This window comes from Streptomyces sp. NPDC059989, from assembly GCF_042736975.1.
Lineage (GTDB): Bacteria > Actinomycetota > Actinomycetes > Streptomycetales > Streptomycetaceae > Streptomyces.
Genome location: NZ_JBHWUO010000018.1, coordinates 84897 through 99621, shown reverse-complemented (window position 1 = coordinate 99621; position 14725 = coordinate 84897). Strand labels below are relative to the sequence as shown.

The window sequence follows — 14725 nt, the reverse complement described above, 5'->3', positions numbered from 1 at the left end:
CGCCATGAGCGAGGACCTGTGGTCCCTCCCTGCCCCGATCGATACGGAACTGACCACTCCGAAGTCTCTGACCGGCAGCGTCACCCTCATCATCCCGACCTTCAACGAGGCGGGGAACATCGGCGAGTTGCTGCGCAGGCTCGGTGACGCGCTCCCCGACGACCTGCCCTGCGCGGTGCTGTTCGTGGACGACTCCACGGACGACACCCCGGCCGTCATCGAGAAGGCGGCCCTGGAGCACCCCTTTCCGGTGGCGGTCCTGCACCGGGAGGCGGCCGAGGGCGGCCTCGGCGGAGCGGTCGTCGAAGGGCTGAAGCGGGCGGACGGCGACTGGATCGTCGTCATGGACGCCGACCTCCAGCACCCGCCCCACCTGGTGCCCGAGCTCGTCGGCGAGGGCGAGCGCACCGGCGCGGACCTCGTCGTCGCCTCCCGCTACATCAGCGGCGGCAGCCGGGCCGGCCTCGCCGGGAGCTACCGGATCGCCGTCTCGCGCGGCGCGACCTGGCTGACCAAGGGGCTCTTCCCGCGCGCCCTGCGCGGCATCAGCGACCCGATGAGCGGCTTCTTCGCCATGCGCCGCTCGGCCGTCACCGCGGAAGCCCTGAGGCCCCTCGGCTACAAGATCCTGCTGGAGCTGGCGGTGCGCTGCCGCCCGGCGAAGGTCGCCGAGGTGCCGTTCGTCTTCCAGGAGCGGTTCGCGGGGGAGTCCAAGTCCACCGCCAGGGAAGGCCTGCGCTTCCTGTCCCACCTCGCGTCGCTGCGCTCCGCGACCCCGCTGGCCCGGATGATCGGCTTCGGGCTGATCGGGCTCTCCGGGTTCGTGCCGAACCTGGCCGCGCTCTGGCTGCTCACGCACGCCGGGATGCACTACCTCCCGGCCGAGATCGTCGCCAACCAGGCCGGGGTGGTCTGGAACTTCCTCCTCATCGAGACCCTGCTCTTCCGTGACCGGCGCCGCCACCGCCACTGGGCGGACCGGGTCGGGCGCTTCGCCCTCCTGGCCAATGCCGACCTGCTGCTGCGGATCCCGCTCATCGCGCTGTTCGTCGCCCGGTTCGGCATGGCGGTGCTGCCCGCCACCGCGCTCGCGCTGGTCACCACCTTCGTGCTGCGGTTCGCCGCCACGGAGGCCCTCGTCTACCTGCCGCGCCGCACTCGCCAAAGGGGATGATCATGAAACGTGTACGGAGGAAATGGGCCGGCCTGCTGGCCATCGGCGCCATGACCGGCGGGGCGCTGCTCACCGCACCGCAGCAGGCCACGGCCGGACCGCCCAATCTGCTCACCAATGCCGGCTTCGAGACCGCCGGCGCGCCCGGCGCCGACATGCCGTCCTGCTGGTCCAAATCGGGCTGGGGCGACAACGACTTCACCTTCGCCACCGTCGCCGACGCGCACAGCGGCACCAAGGCGATGAAGGTCTCGCTCACCCGCCGCGTGAACGGCGACCGCAAGGCGCTGGTCACCGAGAACACCGCCTGCGCCCCGTCCGTCACGCCGGGGAAGCAGTACGACCTCTCCGCCTGGTACAAGTCGAACACCCCGGACGTCTCGGTGACGGTGTTCCGGCGGGAGGCCACGACCGGGGCCTGGCAGTACTGGACCGACCTGCAGAATCCGCCGGTCAGTGCCGGATGGGCGCGCACGGAGGTCCGTACGCCGGCGGTCCCGCCCAACACCGACAAGATCGCGTGGGGGCTGTCGGTCTACGGGGTGGGCACGCTCACCACCGACGACTACGCGCTGGAGGAGGTGGGCGCGGTCCCGCCGCAGCCCACCTGTTCGGGTACGGCGGAGGAGTGCGCGAAGGGCAAGTGGGAGGTGATCCCCGCCAAGAACCCGGTGCGTTCGATGCACGCCGTCGTCCTGAAGAACGGCAAGGTGCTGCTGATCGCCGGCTCGGGCAACGACATCGCCCAGTTCAACGCGGGCACCTTCACCTCGGCCGTCTACGACCCGGCGAACGGGTCCTTCAAGACGGTCCCGACGCCGGTGGACATGTTCTGCTCGGGCCACGTGCAGCTGGCCGACGGCCGGGTGCTGGTGATGAGCGGCAACAAGGGCTATCCGTCCGCCGACGGCAAGATCGGCTACCAGGGGCTGAAGGACTCGTACGTCTTCGACCCGGCGACCGAGGCGTACACGAAGACCAACGACATGAACGGCGGGCACTGGTACCCGTCGGCGACGGTCCTCGGCAACGGTGACGTGATCTCCTTCGGCGGGCTGAAGGAGGACTCCACGGGCAACGTGACCGCGGAGAAGTTCTCGGCGGCGCAGAACAAGTGGCTGCCGATGAACGAGGTCAACCAGACCTGGTCCTACTGGGGCCTGTACCCGTCGATGATCCTCATGCAGGACGGGCGGCTCTTCTACTCGGGCAGCCACACCTTCGGCAACGGCACCCCGGGCACCGGCGCCTCCGTCTACAACTACGACGCCAACACCGTCACCGACGTGCCGGGCCTGCGGAACAAGGACCAGCGCGACGAGTCCGCGAGCGTGCTGCTGCCCCCGGCGCAGGACCAGCGGGTCCTGACCATCGGCGGCGGCAACAACGAGACCAACCCGGCCGCGAACCGGATCACCGACATCATCGACCTGAAGAAGCCGAGCCCCGCCTACACGGCCGGCCCGGACCTCCCGCAGGGCCTCGTCGACACGGGCGCGGGCAAGCGGCCGCAGACCGGGGCCGAGGGCAAGATGTACGTGTCCGCCGTACTGCTGCCGGACGGCAAGGTGCTGGAGACCGGCGGCGGGCTGCACGACCGGGCCGACCCGGTCTTCGAGGCCTCGTTCTTCGACCCGGTGACCAACACCTACCAGGCGGGCCTGGCCGCCGACCCGATCCCGCGCACCTACCACTCGGCGTCGTTCCTGATGCCGGACGGCCGGGTCATGTCGGTCGGCGACAACCCGGGCAACGGCACCTACAACCACAACGTGTCGATCTACACCCCGCCCTACCTCTTCAAGGGCGCCCGCCCGCAGATCACTTCGGTGATCGACACGCAGTGGGTGTACGGGGACACGCAGCGGATCACCGTCAACCGGCCGGTCGCCAAGGCGGAGCTGATCCGGCCGGCGGCGGTCACCCACTCCTCGGACCCGAACCAGCGGTTCGTGGACCTGCCGATGACGGTCGTCAACGGCACCACCATCGACCTCAACGTCACCAGCAACCCGAACCTGGCGCCGCCCGGCTGGTACATGCTCTTCGCGGTCGACGCGAACGGCGTCCCGTCGATCGCGCAGTGGGTGCACGTGGGCGGGGCCCCGGCCCTGGCGGCCGCCGAGGAGCAGCCCTCGGCGCACCAGCACACCTTCGCGGACAAGCTGGGTCCCGCCAAGGCGAACCCGGGCAAGCGGGACTCGGTCCCGGTCGCGCCCAGCGTGGCGGGCTGCGACCGCCACTACGGCACGGTCAACCTGTGCGTGCCGACCCGCTTCCCGGCGGAGGTGAAGGAGACGACGAAGGCCCGCTGCGACTGGCTGGCCGCCCACCAGTACCCGAAGCGCATGAAGGTCAACGGCAGTGACCCGCTGCGCCTCGACGCCGACCGGGACGGGTACGCCTGCTGATCGCAGGATTCCGACCGCCCGGGAAGAGCACCCGTTCGACGGCCCCGCCACCGCCTGTCGGTGGCGGGCCGCCGTCGGGAGGTCGGCCGACGCGGCTGAGCCGCTAGTGCGAGTACGCGGCGAGCGAGATGCCGACGTAGTGCGCGACGAAGGCCGCGAGGGTCAGCGAGTGGAAGACCTCGTGGAAGCCGAAGAAGCGCGGGGAGGGGTTGGGTCGCTTCATTCCGTAGATGACCCCTCCCACGCTGTACAGCAGGCCGCCGACGATCACCAGGACCAGGACGGCGATGCCGCCGGTCCGCATGAAGTCGGGCAGGAAGAAGACCGCCGCCCAGCCCATGGCGATGTAGCAGGGGGTGTAGAGCCAGCGGGGGGCGCCGACCCAGAAGACGCGGAAGGCGATGCCGGCGGCGGCCGCGATCCACACCGCCCACAGCAGGGTCCGCCCGGTGGAGGGCGGGAGCAGCAGGACGGTCAGCGGGGTGTACGTACCCGCGATGATCAGGAAGATGTTGGCGTGGTCGAGGCGCCGCAGGATGGCCTCGCCGCGCGGGCCCCAGGTGCCGCGGTGGTAGACCGCGCTGACGCCGAAGAGCAGGCACGCCGTGAGGACGTAGACCCCGCAGGCCACGCGCGCCCGGGTCGAGTCGGTGAAGGCCATCAACACCAGGCCCGCGACCACCACGGCGGGGAACATCCCGGTGTGCAGCCAGCCGCGCATCAGCGGCTTGGCCTCCGGCTCGGCCGGCAAGGCGGCGGGGTCAGAAGTCATGGTCCACATGCTACCTACGGGTCCGTAGGTTTCGGTTAGTCCTCTTTACGGAAGATTGACGGACGTGGCGATGCTCACGTGAGAGGCCCCCTGGACATATGCGCACATGCACCGGATGATCAGATGAGTGCGGTCGACACCGGATGAGCGGAGCGCGAAGCGTCCGGGTCGCGGCCCCCACGGGGCATACACCAAACAAACCCCTCAACAAGGAGCAATCGTGGCGCGCGACAACGCGGCTCCCACCACTTCCGTCCCGACGAAGCACCAGGAGTTGATCTCCTGGGTAGACGAGATCGCAGCCCTCACCCAGCCGGACCGCGTCGTCTGGTGCGACGGCTCCGAGGCCGAGTACGAGCTGCTCTGCGAGGAGCTCGTCGCGAAGGGCACCTTCAAGAAGCTCGACCCGGCCAAGCGCCCGAACTCGTACTACGCCGCCTCCGACCCGTCCGACGTCGCGCGCGTCGAGGACCGGACCTTCATCTGCTCCGAGAAGGAAGAGGACGCGGGCCCCACGAACCACTGGAAGGCTCCTTCGGAAATGAAGGAGATCTTCGCCGGGCAGGAAGGAATCTTCCGCGGCTCCATGAAGGGCCGGACGATGTACGTCGTCCCCTTCTGCATGGGCCCCCTGGGCTCCGAGCTCTCCGCGATCGGCGTCGAGATCACCGACTCCGCCTACGTCGCGGTCGCCATGCGCACCATGACCCGCATGGGCAAGCCCGTCCTGGACGAGCTCGGCACCGACGGCTTCTTCGTCAAGGCCGTCCACACCCTCGGCGCTCCGCTCGCCGAGGGCCAGGCCGACGTCCCGTGGCCGTGCAACACCACCAAGTACATCTCGCACTTCCCCGAGACCCGCGAGATCTGGTCCTTCGGCTCCGGCTACGGCGGCAACGCCCTGCTCGGCAAGAAGTGCTACGCGCTGCGCATCGCCTCCGTCATGGCGCGCGACGAGGGCTGGCTCGCCGAGCACATGCTGATCCTCAAGCTCACCCCGCCGCAGGGCGAGGCGAAGTACGTCGCGGCGGCGTTCCCGAGCGCCTGCGGCAAGACCAACCTGGCCATGCTGGAGCCCACGATCCCCGGCTGGACCGTCGAGACGATCGGCGACGACATCGCCTGGATGCGCTTCGGCGAGGACGGTCGCCTGTACGCGATCAACCCCGAGGCCGGCTTCTTCGGCGTCGCCCCCGGCACCGGCGAGCACACCAACGCCAACGCCATGAAGACCATGTTCGCGAACACCGTCTTCACCAACGTCGCGCTCACCGACGACGGCGACGTGTGGTGGGAGGGCATGACCGAAGAGGCGCCCAAGCACCTCATCGACTGGAAGGGCAACGACTGGACTCCGGACTCGGAGACCCCCGCCGCCCACCCCAACGCCCGCTTCGCCGTCCCGGCCTCCCAGTGCCCGACGATCGCCCCCGAGTGGGAGGACCCCAAGGGCGTCCCGATCTCCGCGATCCTCTTCGGCGGCCGCCGCGCCTCCGCCGTGCCGCTGGTCACCGAGTCCTTCGACTGGAACCACGGCGTCTTCATCGGCTCGAACATCGCCTCCGAGAAGACCGCCGCCGCCGAGGGCAAGGTCGGCGAGCTGCGCCGCGACCCCTTCGCCATGCTGCCGTTCTGCGGCTACAACATGGGCGACTACATGGCCCACTGGGTCAAGGTCGCGGCCGACAAGGACCAGGCCAAGCTCCCGAAGATCTACTACGTGAACTGGTTCCGCAAGAACGACGCGGGCAAGTTCGTGTGGCCCGGCTTCGGCGAGAACAGCCGCGTCCTGAAGTGGATCGTCGGCCGCCTCGAGGGCACCGCCGAAGGCGTCGAGACCCCCATCGGCATCCTGCCGACCGTGGACTCCCTCGACACCGACGGCCTGGACATCCCGGCCGAGGACCTCGACTTCCTCCTCACCGTCGACAAGGAGGTCTGGCGCGAGGAGGCCGCCCTGGTCCCCGAGCACCTGAACACCTACGGCGACCACACTCCCAAGGAGCTGTGGGACCAGTACCACGCGCTCGTCGAGCGCCTGGGCTGACAAAGACCTCCGGTCCGGGTGCACGAACACCCGGGCTGGGGAACCTCCGGGCCCGGGTGCACGAACACCCGGGCCGGGAACACGAGAACGCCCGGCGGGATGTCCCCTGCCGGGCGTTTCTCATGGGGCGTTTCCCATGAGGTGCTTCTCATGGGCGGGAGAGCCGGTCAGGACCGGCCCCGGTCCTCCAGATAGGTCGTGTGCGTCTGCTGCCGGCGGGTGTCCGCATCGCGCAGGGCCGCCGTCAGCCGCTCCGCCTCGTCGTACAGCACCGACAACTGGCGCTCCAGGTGCCGCTCGGGCGATTCCGTCCCCGGCGTCAGCCGGTTCCACCAGCGCGCCCGGTTGTAGGCGTCCACGCAGTCCGGCAGGTCCTGCCGGATCGCCCGCGACAGCACGTGCACCGACTCGGCGTCGCCCGCCAGGACATCGGCGACCCAGCCGGGATCGAGCACCGCACCGTACAGCTCCAGCAGCTCGCTCAGCTTGCCGCCCGCCGCCGGTGGCAGCTCCACCGCGTCGAGGTACTCCTGCAGCCGAGCGAAGTCCTCGCGCAGGACGCCGAGCTCCTCGCGCAGGTCCGGCGGCTCGGGCTTCTCCGCCACGTCCGGCGGGGCGATCAGCGCGCCCGCCCCGTACAGCCCGGCGACCACCACCGGCCAGTACGTCCCGGCGACCCCGGCGAAGCTGAGGCCCAGGCCGGCCACGCCGCAGGCGGAGCCGGCCAGGTTCTTCTTCGACTCCAGGTACCCGAGCAGCTTGCGCGCCCCGGCGGCTCTACTGGTAGCCACGGATCTCCTCGAAGGCTCCGTCGAGCGAACCGTTCCCGTCGGTGGCGTCGAAGAGCCGCCCGCCGGTCAGTTCGGTGATGTGGGTGAGCTCCTTGCGGTCCGAGTCGCCGAACAGCACCGCGAAGACCGGGGTGTGCTTCTGCGCCTCGGGCAGCGCCGCGTAGAAGGAGTCGAAGTGCTTGGCCCCCGAGCCCGCCGTGTTCTGCCCGTCCGTCATCAGCACGATCGAGGTGAACGCGTCCGCGTTGCCCTGCCCCAGGTGCTGGTAGGCCGCCTCCAGGCTGCTGTAGATGGCCGTACCCCCCTCCGGCTCGAGCGACTTCACGTCACCCCGGACCGCGTCCAGGGCCGGCCCCGGATTGCCGGGCTCGACGACGTGCGTCAGCACCTGCTTCACCTTGTCGCCGAAGGGCAGCAGCGTCACCTCCTCGCGGTCCCGGAACCGCTCCCCGGTCCCCGAACTCCCGGTCCCGGTCAGCTCGGTGAGCGCGGTCTTCAACCGCCCGATCCGGCCCTCGTCGGCCATCGAGCCCGAGGTGTCCAGGACGTACACCGTCCGCGAGGGCCGGCGCAGCTCGTTCTCGTACGAGGCCAGCAGCCCGTCGGCGACCGACCGCGAACCCGGGAACGGCAGCTCGCGCCGCTTCTCCGCGTCCAGCCCGGCGGCTGGCGTCACCCCGGCGGCCACCGGCCGGCGGAAGGTCTGCGCGGTGATCGCCTTCTGCGCCTCGGCCCCGCGCAGGTACTCCGTCAGCGCCCGTCCCGACTCGCGGGCCCCGGCCGGGGCCGAGGTCAGCAGGGTCAGCGGGTAGTGGGCGGTGACGACGCCGTCCTTCGGCCGGATCACCGTCAGCCCCGTCTTCGCGTCCCGGTTCATGGACAGCAGCACGGACTCGTAGTTGACCAGCGCGTCCACGTCCCCGCGCTTGCCGTACGCGGTCGCCAGCCAGCCGGAGGAACCGGAGGTCAGCTTCTGCCCGGCGAAGAACTCCTTGAGCCGGGGCGCGGCGGTCTTCACATCGGCATCGGTGAGCGCGGCCTGCGCCCCCGACAACCCGGAGGCGACCGAAACGAGCGCGGAGAAGCCGGAGTTGGACCGCACCGGATCGGTCATCCCGTACGTCAGCTTCCCGGCGGAGACGGCCTGGTGCACCGCCGACCAGGTCACGTCCTCGGGCTTCCACCCGAGCCGGGCCAGCGCCTCGGACTTCACTCCCAGCGCCACCGGCGAAGACATCACCGGGGTCTCGTTGGCGAGCTTCCCGACGGCCTCGGGCCGCAGCCGCAGGTAGTCGTTGGAGGAGAGCCAGATCGCGTCGTACTTCCCGTCCGCCTTCCCGGACGCCACCTGCTCGGCGGCGTCCAGCGTCCCCGACCAGGTCAGGTTGACGGTGACCCCGGTGGCCTTCTTGGCCTGCTCCAGCACCGGCTGCATGTCGGCCAGCTCACTGGAAGCCAGCACCCGCAGCGTGCCCTCCTTGTAGGCGGTCGGCTTGGGGTCGGAGTGCTTGTCGGTGTTGGTGCACGCGGTCGCGAGCGCGACAACGGCGAGCAGAGCACCAATCAAGCCCCTCCGGCGATTGAGGAGCGGGGTCTGGGGCGGAGCCCCAGTTCGGGAAGGGGCGGGGTGGGGAATGGCCCCGCGCAGCGGCTCGCTCACTGGGCACCGCCTTCCAGCGCCGAGACGGTCCGCGTCCGCGCCAGATAGGCCGAGGCGGTCTGCAACTCCCCGGTCAGGGACTCCACGGTCGCCGCCATGTTCTCCGTGGCCTGCACCTTGAACGTGTCGATCGCATCCAGCGTCCGGTAGATCTCCGCGAACGCCGACCGCAAGGTCTCCGCCCCCACCGCCGGATCGGCCGCGATCCGCTGGATCTCCCCGCTCTGCGTGGACAGCATCTCCGCGTTCCCCCGGATCAGCTCCTCCGTCGTGCCCTTCAGCGCGTTCACCTGCTCGATCACCTTGCGCTGGTTGTCCAGCGCCGAGGCCAGCATCACGGCGATCCGCAGCGCGGAGACGGTCGTCGTGGCCGCCCGGTCGACGCCCTTGATCAGCTCGTCGTTGTTCCTCCGCACCACGTCCATCGCCAGGTACCCCTGCGCGCAGACGGCCAACTGCGTGAGCAGGTCCTGGTGCTTCTGCCGCACCGGGAAGAGCACGTCCGCCCGCATCGCGTCGGCGGCCTGCGGATCGGCGTACTCCACCTCGGCGATCCGCTGCTCGACGGCGGTGTCCAGGGCTTCGGTGAGGACCGCGTACTCCTGGAGCTTGCCCATGGTCTCCCACAGGCGGGCCCGCTCGGTGTGCAGGGCGGCGTTGTCGCGGCGCAGTTCGTCCTGCCCGCTGCGCAGCGCGCCGACGATCTTGTTCAGGGTCGCCTGCGAGGAGGCGTACTTCGCCACGTGGTCGCGGAACCTGTTGCCGCCCGGCAGCTTCGCGAGCAGCTTGCCGAACCCCTTCGCGGGCGTATCGCGCGGATCCAGGTCCTCCACCGTGCGCCGCAGTTCGACGAGCGAGCCGGCGACCCGGGCCTGGGCGTCGCCGCCGCCGTCGGAGCCGAGGGAGCGTACGGCCCGCTCCAGCATCCGGTTGGACTGCTGGGCGGCGGAGCGGATGTCGGCGCCGCCGAGCCCGGCGATCTCGCCGATGCGCTGAGCGAACTCGGGGGAGCGGCTGTCGATCCCGGCGAGCGTGCCGACGTACTCCCCGGCCCGGCGGGCCATTTCGTCCCGTACCCCGTCCTGGAGCGGGACGAGCCCAGCCGCCTGCTCCCGGCGTACGGGGGCGACGGGCTCGGGAGCCGTGAGGACGAGCGGGCTGTCCTCCGGAGGTGTCAGTGTCACGGTGTGTCCCCCTGGCCCTTGGCGCGGCCGGCCAGCGCCATCAGGATCTTGACGGTGGGTGTGCCGACCTGCCGGATGCCGGTCAGCGCGGGGTTGAGGTACGCGGCGTGCGGGGCGGTCGCGGCGGTGAACTCGGGCACGCCGTCCTGCGGGCGGAACCCGTGGCGCAGGGCCAGCTCGCGCAGCTTCGGGTCGGTGGCGAGGAGGGTGCCGAGTTCCTTGGCCTTGTCGCCGAGCGGGACGAAGGTGTGCGCCGTGTTGACGGTGGTGTCCGGGTAGAGCACCACCATGTCGCCGGGATCCTGCTTCTGCAGCAGCAGGGCGGCCACCTGGGACTCGTACACCAGGATCAGCGGTTCGCCGCTGCCGCTGATGAAGGCCCGGAAGGGGTCGTCGGTGCTGGGCTCCAGGGCGCCCTGGACGGAGATCAGCTTGCGCAGCAGGGGCGCGGTCCGCGCGATGCCGGCGTCGTCGGAGACGATGTTGTTGCCGTTCGCCACGTTGGAGGTGGCGGCGAGGAAGAGGGCGCCGGAGTTGGAGGTGGCCGGGTCGGTGGTCTTGATGAACACGGTGCCGGTCAGCTCGGGGTGCGCGGCGGACCCGGGCAGCTGCTGCCAGGTGCGGTCCTCGGCGGCGGCCTTGAGGAAGGGGCCCATGAGGAGGGTCCCGGAGTTCTTGCCGCCCATCTTCGCGAGGTTGCTGTCGGCGAGGACCTTGGCGGCGTTGGAGCGGGCGATGACGACGAGCGGGGAGTAGAAGGGCTTGGTCTCCTGGGCGCCCTTGACCCCGGCGGCCGCTTCCACCTCCTTGGCGGGTTCACTGCTGCTGGGGAAGGCGAAGTCGAACTCCTTGAGGGCGAGGTGGTCCATCGCCCAGGAGCCCGAGGTCTCCGTCTTCACGGTGTAGCCCTTGGCGGCAAGGGCCTTGACGACGTCGGGGTCGTGGAAGAATTCGGACTTCTCCGAGCCGATGACGCCACGCACGGTCTTCGTTGCCGGCGGTTCTGGGTTTTCCTGCCCCTTGAAGAAGGCGACGAAGATGACGCCGCCTATCAGGAGGAGGCCCAGGACGATTCCTAGGTTGCGTCTCACAGGTGCAGACTGCTCGCGGAAACCCACATTCCCCGGCGAGTTGAATGAACGTCAGGTGTCCAGGCGGTCCCACTTCGAAATGCTGTATGAACCCGCGGGTGCTGGTGGGTGGGGCGGCAGCCCGGGAGGATCGTGCCATGGGCGTGAGCACGAGCGCGTTGAAGTGGCAGGGCTGGCTGGTGGGTCTGGTGACACTGGCCGGACTGCTGGTGTTCGCCCCGCTGGGGCTGTACGTGTGGGCCAGCGGCGGCGGCGGCCCGGTCGCGGCCGAGCCGCGGGCGGCGGCGGAATACGTACGGGTCACCGGCTGCCGAATCGATCCGGCGAGCCGGCGCGTGGTGGCCCCGGTGGAGGCGGCGGGCCGCCCGGAGGGCCCGGGCGAGTACATCGTGACGGTGGAATTCCGCGACTCCTCCCCACCGGACCCGGCCGGCCGCGCGGCCCAGTCCCTGGTGAAGATCCCCGGAGTGGCGTCGGCCGCGACGGAACACGCGGAGGCCATCGGGCCGGTCTGGCCGGCGGGGACGACCCCCTGGTGCGGAGTCGCCGGCGCGACCTTCGCGTTGACGGCAGTCCCCGGGAGCTGACCCGCGGGTGCGGCGCCGCTGCCGGGGGCGCTACCCCCGGACCCCCGCGCCTCAAACGCCGGCGAGGCTGGATTTGCCCCGCCTGGGTTCGTGTGTGCGGGCACAAGATCGGGGCTCCGCCCCGGACCCGTACGTGCGCTCCGCGCCCGTGCCCTCAAACGCCGGGCGGGCTGAATGTGCCGCTGCGCGGCATCTTCAGCCCCGCCGGCGTTTGAGGCGCCGCCGGAGGCAGATCAAGCCTCGCCGGCGTTTGAGGCGTGGGGGTCCCCCCGGACGGAGTCTGGGGGAGGGTCTGGGGCGGAGCCCCAGGAGGGGTGGCGCGCAGGTGGGATCGGGGAACCCCGAGGGAGTCCGCCGAGCCCCCCGCAGGGGTGTGGCACCCGGTCCGGAGCCTCCGCGGCCCCGGACCGGGGCCGTCAGTGGGCGCCGGCCAGGTCCCGGGAGTCCAGGGACGCGAGGGCGGCGGCGTGGACGTTCATCCGCTCGGCGGCGAGGATCGCAACGGTGGTGTCGGCGCGCGACGCGGCGACGAGCAGCGCGCGGGCGGCGAGGTCGTGCGCCCGCTGGTGCAGGGCGGCGACGGCACGGTCCCCGGCGGCGGCAGGGTCCTGCTGCGGCGCACGGGCCGGCTGGGCCCCCCGCAGCCGTGTGACCTGGGCGGCGATGTCTGCGGCGCCCTCTTCGAACCCGGGCCCGAGCTCGTCGGTCACGGCGAGCAGGGCCGCCAGGTGCCCGGCGAGCTGGATGTCCAGCGCCTCGCCGCGGCTGCGGTGCGGGTAGTCGTGCTCGGTCGGGCTGCCACCCATGCGGTGGACGACCGACTTGGGGCGGATCGGCTCGTACATGAGGTGGCCTCCTGCGTGGTCAGGAGACCATCCTACATTGGATCCGTTCTAAAGTTGAGTTTGATCGATACGCGCCTTGCGGCGCGCCCGTCACGGCTGGCTGTACCCGTCCAGGAAGTTCCCGATCCGCGTCACCGCGTCGCCCAGATCCTTGGCGTTCGGCAGCGTCACGATCCGGAAGTGGTCGGGCTCGGGCCAGTTGAAGCCCGTACCGTGCACGACCATGATCTTCTCGGCCCGCAGCAGGTCGAGGACCATCTGCCGGTCGTCCTTGATCTTGTAGACCGAGGGGTCGAGCTTCGGGAAGAGGTACAGCGCACCCTTCGGCTTCACGCAGGTGATGCCGGGGATCTGCGTCAGCAGCTCGTACGCCGTGTCGCGCTGCTCCAGCAGCCGCCCGCCCGGAAGCACGAGGTCGGTGATCGACTGGCGGCCGCCCAGCGCGGTGGCGATCGCGTGCTGCGAGGGCACGTTGGCGCACAGTCGCATGTTGGCCAGGATCGTCAGGCCCTCGATGTACGACGAGGCGTTCTTCTTCGGGCCGCAGACCGCCATCCAGCCCGCGCGGTAGCCGGCGACGCGGTAGTTCTTGGACAGCCCGTTGAAGGTGAGGGTGAGCAGGTCCGGAGCGATGGCGGCGGTGTTCGTGTGCGTGGCGCCGTCGTAGAGGATCCGGTCGTAGATCTCGTCCGAGCAGACGACGAGATTGTGCCGCCGGGCGATGTCGGTCAGCCCGCGCAGCATCTCGTCGTCGTAGACGGCGCCGGTCGGGTTGTTCGGGTTGATGATCACGATCGCGCGGGTGCGGTCGGTGACCTTGCGCTCGATGTCGGCGAGGTCCGGCATCCAGTCCGACTGCTCGTCGCAGCGGTAGTGCACGGCCGTGCCGCCCGCGAGGGAGACCGAGGCGGTCCACAGCGGGTAGTCCGGCGCCGGGACCAGCACCTCGTCGCCGTCGTCGAGCAGCGCCTGCATCGACATCTGGATCAGCTCGGAGACGCCGTTGCCGAGGTAGATGTCCTCGACGTCCAGGTCGATGCCCTTGGTCTGGTAGTGCTGCATGACCGCGCGGCGCGCGGAGAGCAGCCCCTTCGCGTCCCCGTACCCGTGCGCGTTGCCCAGGTTGCGGAGCATGTCCTCAAGGATCTCCGGCGGGCACTCGAAGCCGAAGGCCGCGGGGTTGCCGGTGTTGAGCTTGAGGATGCGATGACCTGCTGCTTCGAGCCGCATCGCCTCTTCGAGCACGGGGCCGCGGATCTCGTAGCAGACATTGGCGAGTTTCGTTGACTGGATCACCTGCATGACGGGAGCTTACGGGCCCGGGTGCCTGCTCGCCGAGGTATTGCGGCGGGTGGCGGGGGAGCGATATGTCCCGTTTCGCGCGATGGGAGGGTGGCGGCGCGCTGTGCCCTTGGAAACGGGGGCCGGGCCGCCGTTCCGGCCTGCGGAATGGGTGGGGCCGGGGGAGTGCCCGCCCGGTGGTGTTGCGCTCGTCACCTTCGGGCGGGCCGCGGCCTCGACGGCCTACAGGTAAGCGGTGATCAATCGGGCCAGGTGCTTGCCCGCGATGTCGAGCGGTTCGCTGCTCCTGGACACCTGGGCGGCGAGTTCGGCGCCTTCGAGCGTGCTGATCACCGTGTGGGCGAGGTCGTGGGCGTCGGTTTCGGCAATTCCGGTTTCCCGGAGCTTGTCGAAGACGATCTCGCGCCAGCGCGCGAAGGCCTCGGCAGCGGCCGACTGGATGTCGGGGCTGCTGCCGGCGGTGCCGAGTGCCGTGGTGGTGATGGGGCAGCCGTCGATCCAGTCGGAGGTGCGCAGGCCCGTCGCGAGGTGGCGGGTGAAGGCGAGGACGGCATCGGCGGGGTCGGTCTCGCTGCCGAGCGCGGTCCGCAGCTCCTCGGCGAACTCCAGGTCGCCGTGCCGGATCGCCGCGACGGCCAGTTCCTGTTTTCCGCCGGGGAAGAAGTGGTAGACGGAGCCCAGCGTGGCCTGGGCTTCCAGGGAGATCTGCTTGATCCCGGTGCCGGCGTAGCCCTGTCGTTGCATCAGGCGTGAGGCTGCCCGGACGATCCGCTCGCGGGTGGCGAGGACGGGGTCCTGGGCGGCTGCCGATTGCTTCGCATCGGTCGCGGGCGTCTTCTTCACCCGCCCGAGGTTACCAGT

At 70.4% G+C, this 14725-nt stretch carries 12 protein-coding genes; 4 read left to right on the top strand and 8 right to left on the bottom strand.

What is annotated here, in order from left to right:
* Positions 1-4: 4 nt before the first annotated feature.
* Positions 5-1174 (top strand): glycosyltransferase, encoded by a 1170-nt coding sequence (locus tag ACFWBN_RS18340; protein WP_385177791.1) that lies wholly within the window; start codon positions 5-7, stop codon positions 1172-1174.
* A 50-nt stretch (positions 1175-1224) separates the two neighbouring features.
* A complete protein-coding gene (locus ACFWBN_RS18335; protein WP_385177911.1) occupies positions 1225-3585 on the top strand; it encodes a galactose oxidase-like domain-containing protein in 2361 nt (786 codons plus the stop codon).
* 103 nt (positions 3586-3688) lie between these two features.
* On the opposite strand, the gene ACFWBN_RS18330 is transcribed toward ACFWBN_RS18335, so the two are convergent.
* Entirely contained in the window at positions 3689-4366 is a 678-nt protein-coding gene (locus ACFWBN_RS18330; RefSeq protein WP_385177789.1) for a hemolysin III family protein, read from the bottom strand.
* 211 nt (positions 4367-4577) lie between these two features.
* Here ACFWBN_RS18330 and ACFWBN_RS18325 point away from each other — a divergent pair, with 211 nt between their 5' ends.
* Positions 4578-6404, top strand: coding sequence for a phosphoenolpyruvate carboxykinase (GTP) (locus ACFWBN_RS18325; RefSeq protein ID WP_385177787.1), 1827 nt, complete (start codon positions 4578-4580; stop codon positions 6402-6404).
* Positions 6405-6571: 167 nt separating this feature from the next.
* Here ACFWBN_RS18325 and ACFWBN_RS18320 read toward each other — a convergent pair whose 3' ends face one another.
* The 4 genes from ACFWBN_RS18320 to ACFWBN_RS18305 form a co-directional block, all read right to left on the bottom strand.
* Positions 6572-7195, bottom strand: coding sequence for a hypothetical protein (locus tag ACFWBN_RS18320; RefSeq protein WP_385177785.1), 624 nt, complete (start codon positions 7193-7195; stop codon positions 6572-6574).
* On the bottom strand, positions 7182-8762 hold the full coding sequence (locus ACFWBN_RS18315) for a substrate-binding domain-containing protein (RefSeq protein WP_385177783.1): 1581 nt from the start codon (positions 8760-8762) through the stop codon (positions 7182-7184). The genes ACFWBN_RS18320 and ACFWBN_RS18315 overlap by 14 nt, the downstream gene beginning before the upstream one ends.
* 89 nt (positions 8763-8851) lie before the next feature.
* The gene (locus ACFWBN_RS18310) at positions 8852-10039 is read right to left on the bottom strand and encodes a toxic anion resistance protein (RefSeq protein ID WP_385177781.1); all 1188 of its coding nucleotides are present in this window, start codon (positions 10037-10039) and stop codon (positions 8852-8854) included.
* Entirely contained in the window at positions 10036-11130 is a 1095-nt protein-coding gene (locus tag ACFWBN_RS18305; RefSeq protein WP_385177779.1) for a hypothetical protein, read from the bottom strand. Before ACFWBN_RS18305 ends, ACFWBN_RS18310 begins: the two co-directional genes overlap by 4 nt.
* Positions 11131-11267: 137 nt before the next feature.
* On the opposite strand from ACFWBN_RS18305, the gene ACFWBN_RS18300 reads away from it, so the two are divergent.
* Entirely contained in the window at positions 11268-11717 is a 450-nt protein-coding gene (locus ACFWBN_RS18300) for a hypothetical protein (RefSeq protein WP_385177777.1), read from the top strand.
* Positions 11718-12133: 416 nt separating this feature from the next.
* Here the strand turns inward: ACFWBN_RS18300 and ACFWBN_RS18295 are convergent, their stop codons facing one another.
* The 3 genes from ACFWBN_RS18295 to ACFWBN_RS18285 form a co-directional block, all read right to left on the bottom strand.
* On the bottom strand, positions 12134-12562 hold the full coding sequence (locus ACFWBN_RS18295; protein WP_385177775.1) for a hypothetical protein: 429 nt from the start codon (positions 12560-12562) through the stop codon (positions 12134-12136).
* A 90-nt stretch (positions 12563-12652) separates the two neighbouring features.
* On the bottom strand, positions 12653-13864 hold the full coding sequence (locus ACFWBN_RS18290) for a pyridoxal phosphate-dependent aminotransferase (protein WP_385177773.1): 1212 nt from the start codon (positions 13862-13864) through the stop codon (positions 12653-12655).
* Between the two features lie 222 nt (positions 13865-14086).
* Positions 14087-14707 carry a TetR/AcrR family transcriptional regulator gene (locus ACFWBN_RS18285; RefSeq protein WP_385177771.1) on the bottom strand — a complete coding sequence of 207 codons (621 nt, stop codon included), beginning with the start codon at positions 14705-14707 and terminating at the stop codon, positions 14087-14089.
* Positions 14708-14725 lie beyond the last annotated feature (18 nt).

Bases quoted from the DNA above. Each gene is read 5' to 3' on its own strand.
- ACFWBN_RS18340 (WP_385177791.1), top strand. From the start codon at position 5: ATGAGCGAGGACCTGTGGTCCCTCCCTGCCCCGATCGATACGGAACTG.
- ACFWBN_RS18335 (WP_385177911.1), top strand. From the start codon at position 1,225: ATGACCGGCGGGGCGCTGCTCACCGCACCGCAGCAGGCCACGGCCGGA.
- ACFWBN_RS18330 (WP_385177789.1), bottom strand. From the start codon at position 4,366: ATGTGGACCATGACTTCTGACCCCGCCGCCTTGCCGGCCGAGCCGGAG.
- ACFWBN_RS18300 (WP_385177777.1), top strand. From the start codon at position 11,268: ATGGGCGTGAGCACGAGCGCGTTGAAGTGGCAGGGCTGGCTGGTGGGT.
- ACFWBN_RS18295 (WP_385177775.1), bottom strand. From the start codon at position 12,562: ATGTACGAGCCGATCCGCCCCAAGTCGGTCGTCCACCGCATGGGTGGC.
- ACFWBN_RS18290 (WP_385177773.1), bottom strand. From the start codon at position 13,864: ATGCAGGTGATCCAGTCAACGAAACTCGCCAATGTCTGCTACGAGATC.